Here is a 22,244-nt window from a genome sequence, read left to right on the forward strand (position 1 = left end):
CATAAAAAACTCAACTCATATAGAACAACAGCAGCCCGCCACATCGGCTCGCGGTGGCCGCGAGCCGAGGGCGGGCGCTCAACAGGTCGCCGGGGGCGTCAGAAGCCGCGGTCGATCCACTCCTGGAGGTGCGGGGCCTCGGCGGCGATGCTGGTCGTGTCCCCGTGGCCGGTGTGCACGACGGTGTCTGCGGGCAGCGTCAGCAGCCGGTCCCGGATCGACTCGACGATGGTCGGGAAGTGGCTGTACGACCGCCCTGTCGCCCCTGGCCCGCCGGCGAACAGCGTGTCGCCGCTGAAGAGCGCCGTGAGGGCCGGGGCGTACAGGCAGACCGCCCCGGGGGCGTGGCCCGGCGTATGCAGCACGGTCAGCTCGACGCCGGCCACCGAGAGGCCCTGGCCGTGGGTGAGTTCGGCGTCCGGTGCCCGGTCGGGGTGGGTCTGCTTCCACAGCGGCAGGTCGTCCGGGTGGAGCAGGACCGGGGCGCCCGTGCGCGCCGCGAGTTCGGGTGCGGCGTCGATGTGGTCGTTGTGCGCGTGGGTGCACACGATCGCGATGAGGCGCCGGTCGCCGACGGCCTCGGCGATGGCCTCGGCGTCGTGCGCGGCGTCGATGACGATCGCCTCGCCGTCGTCGCCGACGATCCACACGTTGTTGTCGACGTCCCAGGTGCCGCCGTCCAGCGAGAACGTCCCCGAGGTGACGAGATGTTCGATGCGGGCGGCCATCACAGGACCACCACCGAGCGCAGCACGTCGCCGTGGTGCATCCGCTCGAAGGCCTTCTCGACCTCGTCCAGCGCGATCGTCTCCGTGACGAAGGCATCCAGGTCGAGCCGGCCCTGGAGGTAGAGGTCGATGAGCATCGGGAAGTCACGGGAGGGCAGGCAGTCGCCGTACCAGGAGGACTTCAGGGAGCCGCCGCGGCCGAAGACGTCCAGCAGCGGCAGTTCGAGCTTCATCTCCGGGGTGGGCACACCGACCAGGACCACCGTGCCGGCGAGGTCGCGGGCGTAGAACGCCTGCTTGTACGTCTCCGGCCGGCCGACCGCCTCGATGACGACGTCGGCGCCGTGTCCGCCGGTCAGCTCCCGGATCGCCCCCACCGCGTCGGCGTTCTTTGAGTTGACGGTGTGGGTCGCGCCCAGCTTCGCGGCGGTCTCCAGCTTGCGGTCGTCGATGTCGACCGCGATGACCTTGGCCGCCCCCGCCAGGTTCGCCCCGGCGATCGCCGCGGCCCCGACACCGCCACAGCCGATGACGGCGACCGAGTCACCTCGCCCGACGTTGCCGGTGTTGATGGCCGCGCCGATGCCCGCCATGACGCCGCACCCCAGCAGACCGGCGGCGGCCGCCGACGCGGTCGGGTCGACCTTGGTGCACTGCCCGGAGGCGACCAGCGTCTTCTCCGCGAAGGCGCCGATACCCAGCGCCGGCGACAACTCGGTGCCGTCGAGCAAGGTCATCTTCTGCTTGGCGTTGTGGGTGTTGAAGCAGTACCACGACTCCCCGCGCAGACAGGCCCGGCACTGACCGCACACCGCACGCCAGTTGAGGATCACGAAGTCGCCCGGCGCGACATCGGTGACCCCCTCCCCCACCGACTCCACGACACCCGCGGCCTCATGGCCCAGCAGGAAGGGGAAGTCGTCGTTGATGCCGCCCTCGCGATAGTGCAGATCGGTGTGGCAGACCCCGCAGGCCTCGATCTTCACCAGCGCCTCACCCGGGCCCGGGTCAGGCACGATGATCGTTTCCAGGCTGACGGGGGCGCCCTTGCCCCGCGCGACGACAGCACGGACCTGGTGCGTCATGGCCACTCCTCGGCTGGTCGAGACTTGAAACAGATGTTGCTCATTACGGCACACATCTCACGTGTCGCAACACAGCATCGTTGAGCGCCGACCGGGGGTCAAGCAGCGCGACGAGGTTCCCGCAGCCGGCCGGGATCGCGGCCGGAGCAGCACGAACGCCCGGCGGGGCCGTGACCGACCAAGTCGGTGCCACGACCCCGCCGGGCGCGGGTCCGGCCGCTCTCAGGGAGCGGAGGTGGAAGTGGACTGCGTGGTTTGTGCGGACTGCCGGGAGTGGTCGGCCTCCGTGCCGTCGGAGGGCGCGCAGGGACCGATGCGGAGTTCGAAGTCGCCGTCGTACTTCTCATGGCCGGCGATGACGGCCGATTCGATGGCTTCCTTGCCGATGCGCCCGCGGATGATGAGCGGATCCTGGCGCAGATCTCGGGTGAGCGCGATACACAGGCCGACCATCACCAGGGTGAAGGGGGCCGCCGCAAGAATCGTGAGGTTCTGCAGGCCGGTGAGCGCGTCACCCTTGCCGCCGCCAATGAGCAGCATGATCGCGGCGACCGCTCCGGTCAGCACGCCCCAGAAGACGACGACACCCCGCGTCGGTTCCAGGGATCCGCGCTGCGAGAGCGTGCCCATCACGATCGAGGCGGCGTCTGCGCCGGAGACGAAGAAGATCCCGACGAGGATCATCACCACCACGCTCGTGATCGTGGCGACCGGGTACTGCTGGAGCACGTCGAAGAGCTGGCCCTGGGCGGTCGAGGCGTCACTGAGACGCTTCTCGTCCTGGAGGTGCATCGCCGAGCCGCCGAAGACGGCGAACCACAGCAGGCTGACGCTGCTGGGCACCAGGATGACCCCTCCCACGAACTGCCGGATGGTACGGCCCCGGCTGATGCGCGCGATGAACATGCCGACGAAGGGCGTCCAGGAGATCCACCAGGCCCAGTAGAAGACCGTCCAGCCGGCCAGCCAGTCGGCGACGCCCTCGCCGCTCGACGCCTCGGTACGCCCGGCCATCTGGGCCAGGTCGCCGAGGAACGCGCCGATCGAGGTGGGCAGCAGGTCGAGGATGAAGATGGTCGGTCCGACCAGGAACACGAAGACCGCCAGGGTCACCGCCAGCACCATGTTGATGTTGGACAGCCACTGGATGCCCTTCTCGATCCCGGACACGGCCGAGGCGACGAACGCGACGGTCAGCACCGCGATCACGACGACCAGCAGGCCGGTGCCGACGGATCCCAGCCAGCCCAGCCCGGTGAAGCCGCTGCCGATCTGCAGGGCGCCGAGCCCCAGGGAGGCCGCGGAGCCGAAGAGGGTGGCGAAGATGGCGAGAATGTCGATGATCCGGCCACCCCAGCCGTTCGCCCGCCTCTCCCCGATCAGCGGGGTGAACACGGCGCTGATCAGCTGCCGACGGCCGCGCCTGAAGGTGCTGTAGGCGATGGCCAGCCCCACCACCGCGTACATCGCCCACGGGTGGAGCGTCCAGTGGAAGAGGGTAGTGGCCATGGCGGTCTCCATGGCCTCGTGGGCGTCGGCAGGGTTGGTGCCCGGCGGCGGTGTGACGAAGTGCGACAGCGGTTCGCTCACGCCGTAGAACATCAGGCCGATGCCCATGCCCGCGCTGAACATCATGGCTATCCACGAGACCGTGCGGAACTCGGGCCGCTCCCCCTCCTCGCCGAGGGTGATCCGCCCGTAACGGCTCATGGCGAGCCACAGGGCGAAGACCACGAAGCCCGAGGCGGCGAGGACGAAGGCCCAGCCACCGTTTCGGATGGTCCCGTCGAGGAGCTTGCCGGACAGGCTCTCCAGCGAGTCGGTCGCGGTGGCTCCCCACACGACGAAGGCGAGGGTGAGGGCCGCGGCGACACCGAAGACGACCAGGTCGGTCCCAGGACCGGCGGATACTGCTGGGCTTCCTGGCAGATCCGCGTCGACGGGATGGCTGCGGCTCCCGTCTCTTTCGCGGGCATTGTTCATCAACTCGTCCTTTCCACAGACGGCGGTGGAGTCGTTGTCGCGGACGACGACAGGGGAACTCGTCGGCGATTCCGCCTGACCGACTGACACGCCGGAGCGGATGGGAGGACGACGAGAGAAGCAGTGGCGGAACGGCCGCCCACGTGCGTCGTTGCGGATAACGCATGGGAATTCACTATGGGAAACAACCCTCTGGGCCTGGGGGAAGGCTGTCAAGGGGTCGGACGTGCGGAGTTGTCCTACCGCGACCGACCGGCCACCGGGAACGGCAGCAAGACAAGACCCGTCAGGGAGGACCGTCAGGAGCCTGCGCGCGAGGGCGTTCCGGGGCTGCGCCGATACCCACCCGACGCCACCGTCAGCAACCGCCGGGCTTTCAGCTGCGTCTCGGCCCACTCGCGCTCGGGGTCGGAACCCCAGGTGATCCCCGCCCCGGTGCCGAAGCGCAGTGACGGACCGCCGACAGCAGTGCGGTCGATCCAACGTGCGGATACCGACGGCGAGTTGAGCCGTGGAGCGGTCGGCGTCGACCCAGCCGACCCCACCGCAGTACGGGCCGCGCGGCGCGGTCTCCAGCGCTGCGATGATGCGCAGCGCACTGGACTTGGGGGCGCCCGTGACGGAGCCGGGCGGGAAGGTTCCCGCGAGCAGCTCCGGCCATCCGGCGTGGACACCAGGTGCACCAGGCCGGGGTGCTCCTCGACGGCGCACAGGTCGGGAACGGTCACCGAGCCGCTGGCGCACACACGTCCCAGGTCGTTGCGGACCAGGTCGACGATCATGACGTTCTCGGCGTGGTCCTTCTCCAAGAGGTCCGCGGCGGTCCGGCCGGTGCCCTTGATGGGGCCCGACTCCACCGTACGGCCGTCGCGGCGGAGGAAGAGCTCGGGCGAGGCCGTGGCGATCTCCACACCGTGCGCCGGGAGGCGGACCGTGCCGGTGTAAGGGGTCCTTGCACTATGAGCGCCCGATCAGTCGCGTGGTCTGGTGCCGTGCATCGCAAGGCGTCGGAGCGCCCTCGATGGGGGTCCCCCCGCTCGAGCGAAGCCGAGAGTGGGGGAGGAGTCACGTGGGCGTTTCGGCAACGCGGCGAGGCGCGGTGCCAGGCCGCGCGACCCGGGCGGGCATAGTGCAAGGACCCCTAAGCCGGGGCGCCCCGGGCCAGTAACGCGGTGAGGGCGTCGGCGTCCGCCCGTCCCGGGTCGGGCAGCGGCGCGGACAGGACCCGGCACAGGTTCGCCTGGTACACCTCGCCGGCGGCGATGTCCTCGCGGATGCGCCGGACTCCGGCGATGTAGGCGGCCCGGTCGAGGGAGGACGTCCAGGCGTCCGGGCCCGGGCCGCGCCACGCCCCGAGCTCGGCGGTGGGCACGGGCGCACGGCGTACGTCCCCGAAAAGCGCGCACACCAGGCGCCCCTCGAAGTCGGCGACCACGGCCCACAAACCGGTGGAGTCCAAGGCCGCGGGATCGCTGGTCACGTCCCGGAGATCGGCGGCGAGGAGGTCGCCGAAGCGGGCCAGCGGGACATGGTCGTGCAGGGGGCCGATCATCGGTCACCGCCTCTCCGGCAGGGAACGGTCGGCCGGCGGGCCGTTACACACCCGCCGGGCCAGAAGTGGGCTATGCGTCGGCGGACCGCGGTTCCAGCCGGACGACGACGGACTTCGACGTGGGTGTGTTGCTGATGACCGCCGTGGAGTCCAGCGGTACGAGGACGTTGGTCTCGGGGAAGTAGGCGGCGCAGCACCCTCGGGGCGTCGGGTACGACACGGTCCGGAAGGAGGGCGCCCTGCGCTCCACGCCGTCGCCGAACTCGCTGACGATGTCGACGAGGTCCCCATCGGCGAGGCCGCGCTCGGTGAGGTCGTCGGGGTGCAGGAAGAGGACCCGGCGGCCCTGGTGGACACCGCGGTAGCGGTCGTCCAGGCCGTAGACGGTGGTGTTGTACTGGTCGTGGGACCGGAGCGTCTGCAGCAACAGCCGGCCCGGCGGGACCTTGGGGCTCTCCAGCGGGTTGGCGGTGAAGTTGGCCAGGCCGGTGGCGGTCGTGAACCGGCGCTCGTCGCGGGGCGGGTGCGGCAGGGCGAAGCCGCCCGGCTGCCGTACCCGGGTGTTGAAGTCCTCGAAGCCGGGGATCACGCGTTCGATGCGGTCGCGGATGCGGTCGTAGTCCGACGCGAAGTCGCCCCACGGCACCTGCGGACCTGTTTCCCCGAGGGTGGCCGCTGCCATCCCGCAGATGATCGCGACCTCGCTCAGCAGGTGCTCGGACGCGGGTGCGAGCCGCCCTCGCGAGAGGTGCACCATGCCCATGGAGTCCTCCACCGTGACCAGTTGGGGCCCGCCCGGCCGCAGGTCGGCCTCGGTACGGCCGAGGCACGGAAGGATGAGCGCCTACTCCCCGGCGATGACATGCGAGCGATTGAGCTTGGTCGAGATCTGGACGGTGAGGCGGCAACGGCGCAGCGCCTGCTCGGTCAGGTCGGTGTCGGGGGCCGCGGCGACGAAGTTGCCGCCCAGCGCGATGAAGACCCGTACGTCACCGTCGCGCATGGCGCGGATGCTGTCCACGGCGTCGTGCCCGTGGCGCCGCGGGGGCGTGAACGCGAACTCGGCGCCGAGCGCGTCCAGGAACGCGTCGTCCGGCTTCTCGTAGATGCCCATCGTGCGGTCGCCCTGCACATTGGAGTGGCCGCGCACCGGGCAGAGGCCGGCGCCGGGGCGACCGATGTTGCCGCGCAGCAGAAGGAAGTTGACGACGTCGCGGATGGTGGGCACGGAGTGCTTGTGCTGGGTGAGCCCCATCGCCCAGCAGACGACGATCTTCTCGGCTGCCAGCACCTGGGCGAACGCTTCCCGGATCTCCGCCTCGGGCAACCCGGTGGCCTGAAGGATCTCGTCCCACGACGCCATGCGGGCGTGCTCGGCGAACTCCTCGAAGCCATGCGTGTACCGCTCGATGAAGGAGGCGTCCAGGGTGCCGGGCGTCTCGTCCTCCGCCTCCAGCAGCATGCGGTTGAAAGCCTGGAACAGCGCCTGGTCGCCGCCCAGCCTGATCTGGAGGAATTGGTCCGCCAGCTTGGTGCCGCCGCCGATGACACCGGAAGGCTTCTGTGGGTTCTTGAACCGGATCAGTCCCGCCTCGGGCAACGGGTTGACGGCGATGACGCGGGCACCCTGCTGCTTGGCCCTCTCCAGCGCGGAGAGCATCCGGGGGTGGTTGGTGCCGGGGTTCTGGCCCACCACGAGGATGAGATCGGCCTCGTAGAGATCTTCCAGGCTGACGCTGCCCTTGCCGATGCCGATGGTCTCCACAAGGGCCGAGCCGCTGGACTCGTGGCACATGTTGGAGCAGTCCGGCAGGTTGTTGGTACCGAAGGCACGCACGAAGAGCTGGTAGAGGAACGCGGCCTCGTTGCTCGCCCGTCCAGAGGTGTAGAAGGCGGACTGGTCCGGATTGTCGAGCGCGTCGAGTTCGCGGGCAATCACGGCGAACGCGTCGTCCCAGGAAATCGGCCGGTAGCGGTCGGCGCCGGGCGGGCGGTACATGGGGTGGGTGAGACGTCCCTGCTGCCCGAGCCAGTAGTCGCTGCGCGGAAGCAGATCCTCCAGGGCGTGCTCGGCGAAGAAGTCCGGGGTCACCCGGCGCACGGTGGCCTCCTCGGCCACAGCCTTGGCACCGTTCTCACAGAACTCCGCCTTGTGCCGGTGGTCGGGCTCGGGCCAGGCACAGCCCGGACAGTCGAAGCCCTGCTTCTGATTGACCCGGAGCAGAGTGAGGAGGCTGCGACGGGCCCCCATCTGTTCGCCGGCGTGCCGCAACGAGGAGGTAACCGCGGGGAGGCCGGCGGCGTACTCCTTCGGCGGGCCGACCCGCAGTCGGGCGTCACCGGGGTCCTCAGCAGGTGGCTTGCGCGTCATCTGTAGCGCTACTCCGCGGTAATAGGGGAAACAGAGCCATTCCATCGCCGGGCATCGCGGCCACCGTTCGGGGAGCCGCCCCACCAAAGATAGGTCTGTTGCAAATTACACAACAGTATCTTGATGCGCAACAAACCTAAGGAAGCCCGACCCTCAGCCCCCTTGTCAAGGCCGCCGCTGTGCCGATTCAAGGCGGCACCCGGCTTACACACCGCCCTCGTCGCGGTAGACACCGAATGCGCGATTGACTGCGCGCCCGGTCAGGCGGAACGACCTTCCAGTCCTGGACAACGAGGAGGGCAGCAGCAGAGTCGAAGTGCGACCGGAGATGTCCGCGACCGGCGATCGCCCCACCGCTGCTCATTGAGCAGATGGGGCTGGCTCCGAAAGAGAGTGGGTGGTGGGCGGTCCGCACTCCGCCCCGGCGGGTGCACCTGCCCGCACACCAAAGTGGTGACCGAGCTTCTCTCCGAGGACGCAGTCGCCCAGCTGGCAGCCAGGACGGCTACGGCTACGGCTACGGCTACGGCTACAGCGCGGATCCTTGGAAGATCCGCCGCGACCACGCGGTCAAATGACGACTCACCACTGCACTGACGTGCCGCACGCTCGGACCACTGGTTCGTGACCCCCTTCGATCGGCCGCGCTCCATCAGCGGCGCGGCCCGGCTGCCCAGAGACTGCGACGCCATGATGGATGGAGAGATCCGGGCCATTCCCGGGCCAGGAAACCGATCCTAGCCTCGTTGAGGGAATCTCTGCTGGTCAACGGATTGCCACCCGTGTGCCACCAGCAGACGAAGAACCTGCCGGTGAGCTACTCCCCCAAGAAGCTCGGGTTCTCCTGAACCACCTGAGAAAGGCTCCTGGCACTCGCGTGCCCGGTCGTCGGGGAACCGCCCAGCTACGACCGCGCACGTCCCCGCCGTACGCGAGGTGGCACTGACAGATCGTCATTGGATAGATCGGCCGATCGCATTTGACGTCATCCGCAATTACTCGTCCGCAATCACCGAAAAACCCGCGATCGCCCTGAAGCCCCCTCCACAGCTCACCGAGGGTGAGGGAACGGGGACGTCGAGTTCCTACGCGATACAGGTGATCGCCAAGGGGCCTCATGCTAGCATTCACATGTTCGATCACGACATGCCGATCCGTCAAATCGACGTTCCAGCGGGGGAATGAGCGTGTTCGCAGGTGACGATGTAGTGGGAGTAGTGCCGGCCGCCGCTCGATTGACCACAGCGGGCCGTGGTGGCGCCCACCCTGACAGATCCACTGAAAGTCATCCATCCATGGCCAAGCGCGCCTATGTGCTGAACTCGAATTTGAGCGCCGCCAGTTACTGACGTTCCTACGAATGATGAACGGCCTGGATTACGAGCGGCCGGTGAAGTGTCGAGCGACGCGACTTTCTCATGCGTAGGCGCGGAGTGGACGATGCTCTCTGCTCGACGCGGTCTCCGCACGCTCGAATTCGGCTGGCCCGGAATTCCGTGGACGTAAATCCAGGGATGTGAATCCGGCGGATCCGCGGAAGCCTCGAGCAACGAGCGGAGTGAAGCCATGACCGATCAACACCGACTTGGCCTCCTGGTGGACCAGGCCTTCTACGGTTCCGCATACCAGGGCCGCGACGCATGGCGTGCCGCCGCGGAATCCGGAGCCGAATGGCTGTGCATCGTCGAAGAGGCGATGGACCTCGAACCCGAACGGCTGCTGCAACTCCGCGACGACGCGGACGCGGTGAGCTTGCCCATATCCCTGACGGCCTGCCATGCCTTCGGCCTCGGCGACCACCGTGACGTCGTGCGGGAGTTCAACCTCTCGCGGACCGAGGCCCATATCGACCTCACTCGCGAACTCGGTGGCCATGTCCTGAAGATGCTGCTCGGCGAATGGATCTGGCGCAGCATGTGGCCGGAGGAGGCGCAGTGGCAGATCCTGGTGGATTCACTGCGCCGACTCGCCGACTATGCGCAAGCCCGCGGCGTACAGCTCAGCGTCAAACCCGAACCGCTGGACAGTGCCTTCGTCCCCGACGTGGACGCGCTGGTGCGGCTGCTGGACGACGTGGCGTCACCGGGCCTGCAGGCCAACATCGACGTGTCGCATCTGGTGGTGCGGGGCGTGCCCGCCGCCGAAGTCGGCCGACTGCCCCACCGGGTGAACAGCGTCGACTTCTCCGACTCCAACGGCAAGTACCACGAGCACCTTCCACCGGGAGACGGCGTAGCGGACCTGCCCGCCTTCACCGAGCAGCTCCTCGCTGTCGGCGCCGAATGGATCGGTGTCGAGGTGGGCCCGTTCGCCGACCCGGAGAACGCCTACGGCAAGGTCGCCAGGTCGCTGGCCGACACCAGGCGGCTCTTCGACGCCGCGCGTCAAGCACGGGACGCCGATCGTGGCTGAACGGTCCCGAGCGTCGATCCCGTTCCCTTCCCGGAGGCCCTGATGCCGAACACCGCAGCCGATTCCGACGGCGGAGCCACACCCGAACGGCAGCCCGTCGCCGTACCAGGGGCCTCGCCCGACCCCGTCCAACTCGTACGACAGGCGTGGCAGAGCGTGCTGTGCATCGACACGGCACCCCTGGACACTGGTTTCTTCGACGCCGGCGGCAGTTCCATGCTGCTGGTCATGCTCGCCGATGAACTGGCCGACCTCACCGGCCGGGAACTGGATGTCGCCGAGCTCTTCCGCCATGACACCGTCCTGATGCAGGCCAGGCTGCTCGACCCCGACTACGAAACGGACAACCGCCCGGCCCCGCCCGCGGCCACCGGCCGCGGGCGACTGCTCGGCGCCGGCCGTCGAGGCCGCGGCGACACCGCACCCACGCGCCCCGAGGCACAGCCGGAAGGATACGCCGCCAGATGAACACCGAGACCGCCATCGCGGTGGTGGGCATCGGCTGCCGCTTCCCGGACGCCGTGACCCCGCAGGAGTTATGGGACAACCTGGACAAGGGTCTGGTCTCGATCCGCGACATCCCAGACGCGGAACTGCACCGCGCCGGGGTGGACCCCAAGATGTCGGCCGCCGCCGACTTCGTCGCGCGCGCCGGAACGCTCCCGGACGCCGAGCGGTTCGCCGCCGAGTTCTTCGGCTATCCGCCGGTGGAAGCCGAACTCATCGATCCTCAGCAGCGATTATTTCTGGAAGCGTGCTGGGAGGCCCTGGAGCGGTCCGGCCATCCGCCCCACGACGAAGCCGGCCCGCGGATCGGCGTGTTCGCGGGGTCCAGCCACAGCTCGTACTCCAGCATGCTCCAGTTCGCCCGGGCCCGCGCCCACGGCACCGCTGCGCTGGGCGACCTGACCTTGCAACTCGGTGGCTCCGCCGACTATATGGCCGCACGAGTCGCCTACAAACTGGGACTGCGCGGCCCGTCGGTGGCCGTGCAGACGGCCTGCTCCTCGTCCCTGACCGCGGTGCACTACGCGGTGATCAGCCTGCTCTCCGAGGAGTGCGACATCGCCATGGCCGGTGGCACCGGACTGGCTCACCCGCCCGCCGGCTACCGCTACCAGCCGGGCGGCGTGTTGTCCGAGGACGGTTACTGTCGGGCCTTCGACATCCGCTCCTCCGGCACCGGGGCCGGCTCCGGCATCGGCGTCGTCGTCCTGCGCCGGCTGAACGACGCCCTCGCCGACGGCGACCCCATCCTCGCGGTGATCCGCGGCAGTGCGGTCGGCAACGACGGCGGCGCCCGGCCCGGATTCACCGCGCCGAGTCCCGCGGGCGTGGCCGACGTGGTGGCCGGCGCGCTCGGCGTGGCCGAGGTGACCGCCGACCAGCTGCGCTATGTCGAGGCGCACGGCTCGGGCACCCCGCTCGGCGATCAAGTGGAGCTGCGCGGTCTCATCGACGGACTGCGGGCCACGACCTCGCGCAGCGAATACTGCGCACTCGGGACGGTCAAGGCGAACATCGGGCACGCCGGTTCCGCGGCCGGTATCGCCGGTCTTATCAAGGCCGTCCATGTGGTGCGCACCGGCAATCTGGTTCCCCACCCGATGTTCGAACGCCCCCGCGATCCAGGAGTGCTCGCCGTCAGCCCGTTCCACATCCCCACCGAACTGCGGCGGTGCACCGAACCGGACCGGCAGGTGCTGGTGAACTCGATGGGCCTGGGCGGCACCAACGCGGCGGTCGTGCTGGCCCCGCCGCCGCCCCCGACCCGCCCCTCCGCCGTTGCGCGACCGGTGATCCGGCTGCAGCTGTCGGCCAGGACCCGTACCGAACTGGACGAACTCTCCCGCAGGTTGGCCGACGAACTGGACCAGGACCGCTATGCGCCCGCCGACATCGCCCACACCCTGCGCAGCGGCCGACATGACTTCGCTGAACGGCGGCTGGTGGCCGCCGCCCCCGACCGGCTGGCCGCTGCCCTGCGACTGCCCCGGCCACCCGCGGCCCGCACCGTCCGCGCTCAGCCGCGCAAGGCCGTGGTGGCGGTCACGGCCCCCAAAGAGAGGGCCGGCCGGGTGCTGCCGGCCCTGCTCGCGGGGCTCGGTGGACGGGCGGAGCAGTGCGACACGATCCCCGCGCCACTGCCTTCCGACGTCTACCTTCTGGTGGTCGGTGACGCCGACCCCGGTCCCGACCGGCATGTGCTGCGCGTCGATGCCGACAGCGCGGACGTGTCCACCGACCAGGTGGCGGCCGCCCTCGCCGACGCCTGGCTGCACGGCGTCCCCGTGAACAAGACGCTCTACGACGGCACCGGCCGCCGGGTCGCACTGCCCACCTATCCATTCACCCGCCACCGTTACTCGGCCCTGGACGGCATCACACTGCACACCCCCGCCCCCGCCCCCGCCCCCGTGGCCACGGGCCCCGGACCAGGCGGTCTGGAAGGCGAACTGCTGACTCTGTGGGAAGAACTGTTCGGCGTGACCGGCATTGGCCTGCGCGACGAATTCGGCACGCTCGGCGGCAACTCGCTGCTCGGGCTGCGCATGGTGCTGGAAGTGCAGAGCCGGTACGGAATGCTGCTGAACCTGCACCGGGTCGGCGGCAGTCAGGCCACCGTCACACGAGTCGCCGATGCCATCCGCGGGTGGTCCGCGAAGGACGGCCCCGGGACGGACAACGCGTCCGACAGCGGCCTGATCGACGCCGACCTCGCCAGGGAGCTGCCACCGCTGCGGCCGCGGCAGGGAGATCCGGGCCAGGACGTACTGCTCACCGGCGCGACCGGATTCGTCGGCGCGTTCCTGCTGGACGAGTTGATACGGGGTACCGAGGGCCGGGTCTACTGCCTGGTACGGGCCGGGGACGAGGCTCACGGCCGCAGGCGGCTGCGTGAGGCGGCGCGGCGCTTCCGGCTTCCCGAGCCCGATCCGCGGCGGGTGTACATAGTGCCGGGCGACCTGAGTGAGATCGCCGAGGTTTGCGGGACTTACCGGGACGGCGAGTTGGGCCGTCGGATCGGCCATGTGCTGCACTGCGCGGCGCACGTCGTCTTCACCGAGCCGTACCCCGTGCTGCGGGCGGCCAACACCCTGGCCACCCACGGCCTGCTCAGCTGGATGCGGGCCAACGGGATCGTGGACATCAGCTATGTCTCCACCCTGGCAGCGTGCGGCCGGGCACTGGGCACGGGAGACCGGCTGCTGGAGCGCCGGGAGCAGCCTCTGGACCCCGCGTCCGGCGGCTACGGGATATCCAAGTGGGTCAGCGAGCGGATGCTGGAGAAGGCGGAGCGCGACGGCATGCGAGTGCGGGTGTTCCGCCCCGGGCTCATCGCCGGCGCCACCACCACCGGCGCGTGCAACGATCTGGACATGCTGTGGCGGATGGTCGCCGCCTGCCTGGCCGTCGGCGCACATCCGCTGGACGACAACCGGCTGGCGATCGCCCCCGTCGACCTGGTGGCCCGGGCGATCGTCGAACTCGGCATGCGGCCCGCCTCGGTGGGCCGGGCCTACCACCTGGTGGGCGAGTCCAACGGCATGCTTCCGGACCTCTTCGCGGAACTTGCCGAGTTGGGAATGGCGACCCGCGGCGTATCCGTCGGGGAGTGGGTGCGACTGGTGTCCGAGCGGGCGCTCGCCACGGGCGACCCGGTGCTGTCCAGCATGGCGCTTTACGAGAACAGCGGCGTCGACGCACCCCGCTGGTCGGTCGAGTGCGGCCAATGGCGGGACTGGCTGCGCACAGCCGGTCTCGATCCGCGACTGGACGGCGCACGGGCCCTGCACACCCTGCGGTACCTCTCCGAACGCCCGTCGTTCCAGGGCCTGTTGACCGGACCGGCGCAAGCCCGCCCACCGCAGGACCCGAGGCAAGCAGCACAGGCGGAGGGCGGGAAAACCCAGTGACGACAGACGGGACGACGATGAACGGGGCTTGGACCAGCCGAAGGCTGGCGATCGTGGGTGCGGGTGTCATGGGCGTGGGGATCGCCACGCTTGCCGTCGGCCACGGTGTTCCGGTGCTGCTCCTCGACATCCGCGAGGAGCGGCTGCGCCAGGCACAGGACGCCGTGCGCCAGGAACTGATGCTCGCCCGCCTGATGGGTAAGCTCCCGGCGGGCGCTGCCGGGGAGCTGACCATCAGCACCTCCTACGACGACCTGCGCGACGCCGACGCCGTCATCGAGTCGGTTACCGAGACCACCGACGCCAAAGCGAAGGCACTGGCCGCGATCTGCGCGGCGGTGACACCCGGAACTCTGATCACCTCGAACACCTCGGCCATTCCGGTGGACGAACTGGCCGGCTACACCACACGGCCGCAGGACGTCGTCGGCACCCACTTCATGAACCCGCCTTATCTGATCCGAGCCGTCGAGGTGGTACGCGGCCCGCGCACCGGCGAGGCGGCGATGGCCGCCCTACGCTCGCTCCTCACCGCACTCGACCGGGACGAAGTGCTGGTCGGCGACGGCCCCGGGTTCGTCTCCAACCGGATCCTGATGCGTGTCATCAACGACGCGGCCCGGCTGGTCGAGGAGGGGCGCGCCCCGGCCGAAGCGATCGACCGGGTCTTCACCGGATGCTTCGGGCACCCCACGGGCCCCCTCGCCACCGCCGACCTCATCGGCCTCGACAACGTCGTCGACACCCTGCGGGTCCTGCACGACCGCACCGGGGACGACGGCTATTTCGCCTGCGACCTGCTGCTGGACATGGTGCGGTCGGGCGACCACGGCCGCAAGACCGGCAAGGGCTTTCACATCTACGGAGGAACGAGCGCATGAGCACCCTCGACAACGACCTGGCCCGGCAGCCCGGCGCCGAATCCGCTGCCGACCCGGTGCGGATGAGCCTGCTGGGGTTCCTGCGTGCCCGGACGAAGCAGGAATGGGCGGCCGATCAGGACCTGTTCGCCTCGGGAGTGGTGTCCTCGCTGTTCTCCCTGGAACTGCTGCAGTACATGGAGCGGGAGTTCCAGGTCACCGTCGAGGGGGACGACATCACCTTGGACAACTTCCGTACCGCGCAGGCCATGGCCGCACTGGTCGAGCGGCTGCGCGCGGGCGCGCCCGGCGAGCCAGGACCGGAACTGTGATGGACGACACGGTCGCTGCCGCCTGTGCCGCGCTGACCGAACTCGTCGGCGACCAGGCCGACGAGTGGGACCGGCAGGGCCGGATCCCCGAGTCGGTGGTCCGGGAGGCGTCCCGCCGCGGACTGCTGTGCGCCCAAGTCGGTTCGGAGTACGGCGGCCTGGGCCTGAACAGCCGGGACAACGGCGAACTGACCGCACATATCGGTAGCCTGTGCAGCTCGCTGCGGTCGTTGATGACCTCGCAGGGCATGGCCGCCTGGACCATCCAGCGCTTCGGCAACGCCGAGCAGCGCCGGACGTTCCTGCCCCGGCTGACCGGTGGCGCCGTCATCGGCGTGGCGTTCAGCGAGGCGGAAGCGGGCAGCGATCTGTCCGGCATACGCACGGAAATCCGCCGCGACGGTGATGCGGTACGGGTCCACGGCTCCAAGATCTGGACGACCGGCGGTACGTACGCCGATCTGCTCGCCGTCTTCGGCACCTGCGGCGACGGAGCAGCCGTGATCCTGGTACCCACCGACGCGCCCGGTGTCCGGGTGGAGCGGCTCCCTGACCCGATGGGTTGTCGGGCGGCCGGTCATGCCGATGTGCACCTGGACGACGTCAGGTTGCCGGCCGGCCAACTACTGGGCGGGGCGGGCATGCCGCTGGCCATGCTGGCCACCTCGGCGCTGACCTATGGCAGGCTCTCGGTGGCCTGGGGCTGCGCGGGCATCCTGCGCGCCTGCCTGGATGCCACGACCCGACACGCCAAGCACCGCGTCCAGTTCGGCAAACCCCTCGCCGAGCACCAACTGGTGGCCCGCTACCTGGCCGAGCTGTCCGTCAGTGATCAAGTCGCCAGACTCTGTTGCGCGTCCGCCAGCGCGTGCTGGGACGAGGGCAGTCCGCAGACCGGAACGCAGGCGGTGCTCGCCAAGTACGTGGCGGCCAAGGAAGCCGTCAAGGGCGCGGCCTCCGCCGTCCAGGTGTTGGCCTCCCGCGGAGCGCAGGACGGCCACCCGGTCGCCAGGGCGTACCGCGACGCGAAGCTGATGGAGATCATCGAGGGCAGCACGGAGATCAGCCAGCTGCTCCTCGCGGAACACGCACTCCTGGGGTCGATATGACCACGACTGTGAACGGCGGCAACGCGACGGCGGTGGGCATCGGCGCCATCCACTGCGTACTGCCCGAAGAGCGCTTCCCCGTGGACAAGCTGCCGGAGTTGGACAACCTGCCGCGCGCGGAGGCGGACTTCGCCCGCGGGTGCGGGATCCGCACGGTGAGCCGGTTCACCGACGAGGCCACACCGGCCGGCCTGGCCGCTCAGGCCACACGGGAGTTGCTGGACGGCGCCGACCGGGAACCCGATGTGCTGCTGGCCGTGGGAGCACGCGCTCCGGAGGTCCTGCTCGGCTCGGACTCCGGCCGCATCGCGACGGAGGCCGGGCTGACCTCCGCCTTCTCCTTCGTGCTCGACGGACTCGGATGCACCGGCTCCAGCACGGCCTGGTCCCTGGCCAGGGACCTGCTGGTGGCCGACCCATCCCGGCACAGCGTGCTGATCACCCATGCCAGCCGTCCGGTGTCGCTGGACCGGGTGCGCTACCCGGTGACCGTCATCGGCGACGGCGCCTTCGCGATGACCATGGTCCTCGGCGGCAGGCCGGTGCTGCGCGCCCACCGCCAGGAGACCGACGGCAAGTTCCACGACCTGTTCCGCGTCGACTACAAGAGCGCGCCCTGGTACGAGTGGCGCGAGGAGTGCCAGTCCTCCGACCGGTACCGGTTCGAGCTCGCCCTGCACAGCCAGCAGCGGCTGGCCCGGCTGGTCGACGAGGTGTTGGCCGAAGCCGGAGCCGACCGCGCCCAGATCGCCGCCACGCTGATGCAGAACGTGACCGCACCCGCCTTCCAGTTCTACGAGTCCTTCCTCGGCCTGCCCATCCACCCGGTCTGCGGCCGGCACCTGGCGGAGTACGGGCACCTGGGAGCCATGGACGTGGTGCTCAACCTGGACCGGCTGCTGGCCACCGGCGAACTGGCGCCCGGTGACCTGGTCCTGGTCCTCAACAACAGCCCCGTGGCGGCCTGGGCCGTGACCCTCTGGGAGGTGTGATGGGCACGGTCAAGTGCCTGGTGTGGGACCTGGACAACACCCTGTGGCGAGGAGTGCTGCTGGAGAACGACACGCTCACCCTGCGTCCCGGGGTGTTGGAGGTGCTCAGCCAGCTCGACGAGCGCGGCATCCTGCACTCCGTGGCCAGCCGCAACGACCACGAGGACGCATGGGAGCGCCTCGAAAAACTGGGCGTCGCCGAGTACTTCGTACTGCCGCAGATCGGCTGGGGCCGCAAGTCCGACTCGGTCCGGACCATCGCCGAGCAACTGAACTTCGCGCCGGAGACCATCGCCTTCATCGACGATCAGCACACCGAGCGTGCCGAGGTCACCCACCACCTGCCGGACGTCCGCTGCTACGACGCCCAGCAGGCGGCGGGACTGGCGGCGCTCCCGGAGTTCAGCCCGGTGGTGACCGCCGACGCCCGCCAACGGCGCAGCCTGTACCAGCGGAGGTTCCAACGGGACGCGGCCCGATCCGCGTTCACCGGCCCCGACGAGGACTTCGTACGCTCCCTGAGGATGCGTATGCGCATCAACCGGGCGCGGGCGGAGGATGTGTCCCGGGTCGAGGAACTCACCCTGCGCACCAGCCAGATGAACGCGACCGGCGTGCACTACTCGAGTGCGTCCCTGCGCGCCCTGGTCAACGACCCCACGCACGAGGTGCTGGTGGCCACGGTCGAGGACCGCTTCGGCTCACACGGCGCTGTGGGCGTGGTCCTGCTGCAGCGACGTCCGTACAACTGGCGCCTGAAACTGCTGGCCACCTCCTGCCGGGTGGTCAACTTCGGCATCGGCACGCAGCTGTTGCGCTGGGTGACGGACCAGGCCGCCCGGGCCGGAGTCCATCTGGAGGCCGACTTCCGGCGCACCGCCCGTAACCGGATCATGGAGGTCGCCTACCGGTTCGCCGGCTTCGGCAGCGCACCGTGCGAGTGCCGCGGCGACGACCTGCCGTCCGAGGCCGATGAGGGTGTGCAGCGGCTGCATCTGGTCCCGCAACGGCAGTCCGCCCCCACGACATTGACCACCTTCGGTGCCACCCTGTGGGACGCGGACGGCACCCCGGGCCAGTGGTCATGACCGACGAGACCAGTGGCACCACGCCGGGCGGGCGGGACGTGGCGGGCAGTGTCCCGGGCCGGACCGAGGACGGCGGTGTGCGGTGGAGTGCCTTCGGACGGCTGTGGACGGCCGGCGCCGTCTCGTCACTGGGCGACGGCATCCGGCTGACGGCGCTCCCGCTGGTCGCTCTCTCGCTGACCGACGACCCACTGCTGATCTCCCTGGTGACGGTGGCCAACTGGTCACCCCTGCTGCTGTCGCCGCTGGCCGGAGCCTGGGCCGACATCGTCGATCGGCGGTCGCTGCTCATCGGGTTCGACATCGCACGCGCCGTGGTCGTCCTGCTGCTCGGGCTGAGCGTGGCCACGGGCACGGACAACCTGGCGATCGTCTGCGTCGCGGCGGCGGCGATGGGACTCGGCGAGACCGTGTACGTGGTGGCCGCCCAGTCGTTCCTCCCCGCGGTCGTCGACAACTCCCGGCTGGCCGCGGCCAATGGCAGGCTGCACATCGCTCAGCTGGTCTTCCGTGACTCGGCCGGACAGCCGTTGGGCAGCGTGCTCTTCGCCGCGGTGGCCGCACTGCCTTTCCTGATCGACGGCGTGTCGTTCCTGCTGGGCGCCGCGCTGCTCGCCACGATCGGGCGTGGAGGCACCCCGGCAACCGCCCGGCCAACCGAGCGCGGAACCACTCCGCGTTGGCACATCCTGGTCGCCGACGGCGCTCGCCATGTGCGTTCCGACCGCCTGCTGATGTCCCTTGCGGGCATGCTCGGCGCCCTGAACTTCTTCATGGGCGCCATCGGGGCGCTTGAGGTGCTGTACGTCGTCCAGTGGCTCGGTCTGCCCGAGGGCTCCTTCGGTGTGTTCCTGGCCGTCGGCGCGCTGGGGGGCATCGCCGGTGGACTGCTGACCGCGCGGCTGTCCCGCGCGTTCGGCCTCTTTCCCGCCGCCCTCGCCGCGATGGGCCTGGTGGGCGCGGCCACGCTGGCGATCGGCCTGGTGCGGCAGCCGCTCGTCGCCGCCGCGTGCTTCGCCGCACTCGCCTTGGGCGCGGCGGTCTACCAGTCTCTGACCGTGTCGTTCCGCCAGGCCGCCACCGCACCGGAAAAGCTCGGCCGAGTCAATGGCTTCTACCGCCTGGTGGGAACCGGCACCATCCCCATGGGTGCGGTGGCCGGCGGCGCGGTGGCGAAGCTGATGCAGGTCAACGTCCCCTTCGTGGCGGCCGGCGTCGGCATCCTCCTCCTGACCGCGGTGACCACCTGCCCAGTGCTGCGCATGGCGGCCCGACAGCTGGAGACCGCGCCATGACCCGAGACCCCGGGGACCATGGCCCAGCCGCAGCCCCGACCTCGTCCCGCATGGAGCTCCCCTTGCAAGATCACACCCTGTATCAGTGGTTCGCCGAGTCCGTCCACCGCTGGCCGGACGAGCCCGCGCTGGAACTGCGGGACCGGATCCTCAGCTACCGCGAGCTGCACCGGCGGGTCCTGGCCTTGGCCGCCCGCATCGTCAGCGAGCACGGGCGGGTACCGGACCGGATCGCCCTGGTGGCCTCGCGCACCGCGGCCGCCTACATCGGATACCTGGCCATCCAGCGGCTCGGGGCCTCCGCGGTGCCGCTCAACGACGAATACCCGCGGCAGCGCAATCTCGACATCGCACGGAGGGCCGAAGTCGGCGTGGTGGTGGCGCAGGAGGCTCACCGCACCGCGTTCGCCGACCTGCCCGCAGACTTCCGGCCCACGGTGCTCATCGTCCCCCCGGACGGCGCACCGTCCTCACCGCCGCCCGCGGACCGGCTACCCGACTGCCCCACCGACGCGGCGCGGGAGGCATACCTGCTGTTCACCTCGGGATCGACCGGTCGCCCCAAGGGGGTGCCGATCCGGCACCGCAACGTCTCCCCGTACGTGGCCTACAACATCGCCCGCTACGAGGTGGGGCCCGGCAGCAGGATGTCCCAGGCCTTCGGGCTCACCTTCGACCCCTCGGTCTTCGACATGTTCGTCGCCTGGGGGTCCGGAGCCGTCCTCGTCGTCCCGGACCGCGACGACCTCTACCGCCCGGTGGACTTCGTGGTGAACCGTTGCATCACCCACTGGTTCAGCGTGCCCTCGGTGGTCACCACAGCGCAGCGGCTGGGCAACCTGCCGCTGGGCCGGGTGACGTCGCTGCGGCACAGTTCCTTCAGCGCCGAACCGGTCACCGCGGAGCTGGTCGACCTGTGGCGCCAAGTGGCACCGGGCAGCCGCATCCACAACCTCTACGGGCCGACCGAGCTGACCATCACATGCACCGACCACGAGCTTCCCGCCGACCGCTCGCAGTGGTCGGCCGGCTCCAACGGGACGGTGCCGATCGGCCGGCCGTACCCGCAGATGGAGGCGGTCATCCTGGACGAGCAGGGCCGGCCCTGCGAAGACGGCGAGCTGTGTGTCCGCGGTCCCCAGCGGTTCGACGGCTACCTGGACCCGGCCGACAACGCAGGACGGTTCCTGACGTACGAAGCCGGCGCGCCCGCCATCCCCTACGACGGCACCGGCGAACTCACCGCACGCCACTGGTACCGCACCGGAGACCGGGTGCGGCGCGAGGACGGCCGACTGGTGCACCGCGGCCGACTCGACAACCAGGTGAAGGTCCTTGGACACCGGGTGGAACCCGGCGAGACGGAGGCAGCGATGCGCCGCCACCCCGAGGTCGTCGAGGCTGCCGTGGTCGTGGTCCGTGTACAGGGCGAGGAGCGACTGGTGGCGGCCTATCTGGGCAAGAACATGCGGGCACAGGAATTCACCCGCTGGCTGCGGCAGCAGATCCCCCTGTACATGGTGCCGCGCCGGATACAGCACCTGGAGGAGTTCCCCTACAACGACAACGGCAAGCTGGACCGCAAACGGCTCGCAGAGCTGTTGGCCTGATTTCCATCAGTGATGTCCGACAGCGGTATCTCCACGCCCCCAAGCCTCGGCCGCCCGGCGCTCACCACGGCGTCCCTGAGCTCGTCTCAACGGCAGCCGACGCTCACCGGATCAGCAACTGGGAACTCTGCCACCGGCGCCGCGCAGCGCCTTCCGCCATACGGCCTGCACCTTGAGCTCAATGCCTCCCACGGCACCCACCGTGCCGTCCGCGGCAATGCTGCCGGTGCCGCCGATGGTCTGGCCGCCAGTGAGGTCCCCGCCCCGTGCGTCGCCGTCGATCTTGTCGATGATGCCGAGGGCGCACATCAGCCCGGCGCTCGGTCCGCCCACGTCCGGCAGCGTCAACCGCACACGGGCCTTCTTCGGGGAAAGTCCCTGCTGCTTCAGTGCCGCTGCCACAGCGGCATCCTGGGAGTCGTTCATCTCCTGCGTGTTGTGCCGCGCGGTCTGTTCGGTGGACCGACCCGCGGGGTAGACGGCGTCTCGCGGTACCACTGCCCGGTGTTCGTCGAACCACGCGCCCACTATTTCCGGCGACTTCACCGACCCGTCCGGTGGAGTAACCGAAACGACCGTCACCAACCGCAGTCCACCCGTGGTTCTGCGGGTCGGGGTGCCGTCTATGGCGATGACCGGTGTGCCGTGCTGGGTGCCGGTCGACCACTCTTCAGCTCGCCCTTTACATGTTCCCGATGGCCTGTCGCGGCCCTCGGTCTATGAGTCGGAGGAATACGTGAGCGACATGACTCAGACGCCACCGCAGGCCATTCTGTCGCACCTGTTCGAGGCTCAGGTGGTGCGGTGTGCAGAGGCTGTGGCGTTGGTCTGCGGGGATGTGGAGGTGTCGTATGGGGAGTTGAATGCGCGGGCTAATCGGTTGGCGCGGTTGTTGGTGGCGCGGGGTGTG

16 protein-coding genes and 3 pseudogenes are annotated in these 22,244 nt (G+C 69.7%); 12 read left to right on the forward strand and 7 right to left on the reverse strand.

Features of this window, described 5'->3' with window-relative positions; genetic code table 11:
- Window positions 1-98 precede the first annotated feature (98 nt).
- The 6 genes and pseudogenes from PV419_RS26555 to PV419_RS26580 form a co-directional block, all read right to left on the reverse strand.
- Window positions 99-728, reverse strand: a complete 630-nt coding sequence (locus tag PV419_RS26555; RefSeq protein ID WP_319693147.1) for an MBL fold metallo-hydrolase — start codon at window positions 726-728, stop codon at window positions 99-101.
- Window positions 728-1,813, reverse strand: a complete 1,086-nt coding sequence (locus PV419_RS26560) for an S-(hydroxymethyl)mycothiol dehydrogenase (RefSeq protein ID WP_319693151.1) — start codon at window positions 1,811-1,813, stop codon at window positions 728-730. Before PV419_RS26560 ends, PV419_RS26555 begins: the two co-directional genes overlap by 1 nt.
- A 222-nt stretch (window positions 1,814-2,035) precedes the next feature.
- Window positions 2,036-3,796 carry a BCCT family transporter gene (locus PV419_RS26565; protein ID WP_319693155.1) on the reverse strand — a complete coding sequence of 587 codons (1,761 nt, stop codon included), beginning with the start codon at window positions 3,794-3,796 and terminating at the stop codon, window positions 2,036-2,038.
- A 299-nt stretch (window positions 3,797-4,095) separates the two neighbouring features.
- Window positions 4,096-4,743: pseudogene (locus tag PV419_RS26570) on the reverse strand (chorismate-binding protein); the annotation flags it as partial.
- A gap of 197 nt (window positions 4,744-4,940) precedes the next feature.
- Window positions 4,941-5,336 (reverse strand): annotated as a pseudogene (locus PV419_RS26575) (anthranilate synthase component I family protein); the annotation flags it as partial.
- An 82-nt stretch (window positions 5,337-5,418) separates the two neighbouring features.
- Window positions 5,419-7,719, reverse strand: a pseudogene (locus PV419_RS26580) (FdhF/YdeP family oxidoreductase).
- A 936-nt stretch (window positions 7,720-8,655) separates the two neighbouring features.
- On the opposite strand from PV419_RS26580, the gene PV419_RS26585 reads away from it, so the two are divergent.
- The 11 genes from PV419_RS26585 to PV419_RS26635 all read left to right on the forward strand — a co-directional run bounded on the left by PV419_RS26585 (window position 8,656) and on the right by PV419_RS26635 (window position 21,334).
- Complete coding sequence (locus tag PV419_RS26585; protein ID WP_319693160.1) at window positions 8,656-8,904, forward strand: hypothetical protein; 249 nt, start codon at window positions 8,656-8,658, stop codon at window positions 8,902-8,904.
- 381 nt (window positions 8,905-9,285) lie between these two features.
- On the forward strand, window positions 9,286-10,131 hold the full coding sequence (locus PV419_RS26590; protein ID WP_319693165.1) for a sugar phosphate isomerase/epimerase family protein: 846 nt from the start codon (window positions 9,286-9,288) through the stop codon (window positions 10,129-10,131).
- 42 nt (window positions 10,132-10,173) lie between these two features.
- The gene (locus tag PV419_RS26595) at window positions 10,174-10,599 is read left to right on the forward strand and encodes an acyl carrier protein (protein ID WP_319693170.1); all 426 of its coding nucleotides are present in this window, start codon (window positions 10,174-10,176) and stop codon (window positions 10,597-10,599) included.
- Window positions 10,596-14,048, forward strand: coding sequence for a thioester reductase domain-containing protein (locus PV419_RS26600; protein WP_319693176.1), 3,453 nt, complete (start codon window positions 10,596-10,598; stop codon window positions 14,046-14,048). The genes PV419_RS26595 and PV419_RS26600 overlap by 4 nt, the downstream gene beginning before the upstream one ends.
- 53 nt (window positions 14,049-14,101) lie before the next feature.
- Window positions 14,102-14,929 carry a 3-hydroxyacyl-CoA dehydrogenase family protein gene (locus PV419_RS26605; protein WP_319693183.1) on the forward strand — a complete coding sequence of 276 codons (828 nt, stop codon included), beginning with the start codon at window positions 14,102-14,104 and terminating at the stop codon, window positions 14,927-14,929.
- Window positions 14,926-15,240: a phosphopantetheine-binding protein gene (locus tag PV419_RS26610; RefSeq protein ID WP_319693189.1), complete on the forward strand. Its 315-nt coding sequence runs from the start codon at window positions 14,926-14,928 to the stop codon at window positions 15,238-15,240. The genes PV419_RS26605 and PV419_RS26610 overlap by 4 nt, the downstream gene beginning before the upstream one ends.
- The gene (locus tag PV419_RS26615) at window positions 15,240-16,349 is read left to right on the forward strand and encodes an acyl-CoA dehydrogenase family protein (protein WP_319693194.1); all 1,110 of its coding nucleotides are present in this window, start codon (window positions 15,240-15,242) and stop codon (window positions 16,347-16,349) included. Before PV419_RS26610 ends, PV419_RS26615 begins: the two co-directional genes overlap by 1 nt.
- Window positions 16,346-17,341: a 3-oxoacyl-[acyl-carrier-protein] synthase III C-terminal domain-containing protein gene (locus PV419_RS26620; RefSeq protein WP_319693202.1), complete on the forward strand. Its 996-nt coding sequence runs from the start codon at window positions 16,346-16,348 to the stop codon at window positions 17,339-17,341. Before PV419_RS26615 ends, PV419_RS26620 begins: the two co-directional genes overlap by 4 nt.
- Window positions 17,341-18,429 carry an HAD-IIIC family phosphatase gene (locus PV419_RS26625; RefSeq protein WP_319693207.1) on the forward strand — a complete coding sequence of 363 codons (1,089 nt, stop codon included), beginning with the start codon at window positions 17,341-17,343 and terminating at the stop codon, window positions 18,427-18,429. Before PV419_RS26620 ends, PV419_RS26625 begins: the two co-directional genes overlap by 1 nt.
- The gene (locus PV419_RS26630; protein ID WP_319693219.1) at window positions 18,426-19,724 is read left to right on the forward strand and encodes an MFS transporter; all 1,299 of its coding nucleotides are present in this window, start codon (window positions 18,426-18,428) and stop codon (window positions 19,722-19,724) included. The genes PV419_RS26625 and PV419_RS26630 overlap by 4 nt, the downstream gene beginning before the upstream one ends.
- Window positions 19,725-19,786: 62 nt before the next feature.
- Complete coding sequence (locus PV419_RS26635; protein ID WP_319693224.1) at window positions 19,787-21,334, forward strand: amino acid adenylation domain-containing protein; 1,548 nt, start codon at window positions 19,787-19,789, stop codon at window positions 21,332-21,334.
- 111 nt (window positions 21,335-21,445) lie between these two features.
- Here the strand turns inward: PV419_RS26635 and PV419_RS26640 are convergent, their stop codons facing one another.
- A complete protein-coding gene (locus PV419_RS26640) occupies window positions 21,446-21,919 on the reverse strand; it encodes a hypothetical protein (protein WP_319693231.1) in 474 nt (157 codons plus the stop codon).
- A 40-nt stretch (window positions 21,920-21,959) separates the two neighbouring features.
- Here PV419_RS26640 and PV419_RS26645 point away from each other — a divergent pair.
- Window positions 21,960-22,244: hypothetical protein (locus PV419_RS26645; protein ID WP_319693237.1), on the forward strand; the 285-nt coding region annotated here is incomplete at its 3' end.

Source organism: Streptomyces sp. ME19-01-6, from assembly GCF_033793745.1.
GTDB lineage: Bacteria > Actinomycetota > Actinomycetes > Streptomycetales > Streptomycetaceae > Streptomyces.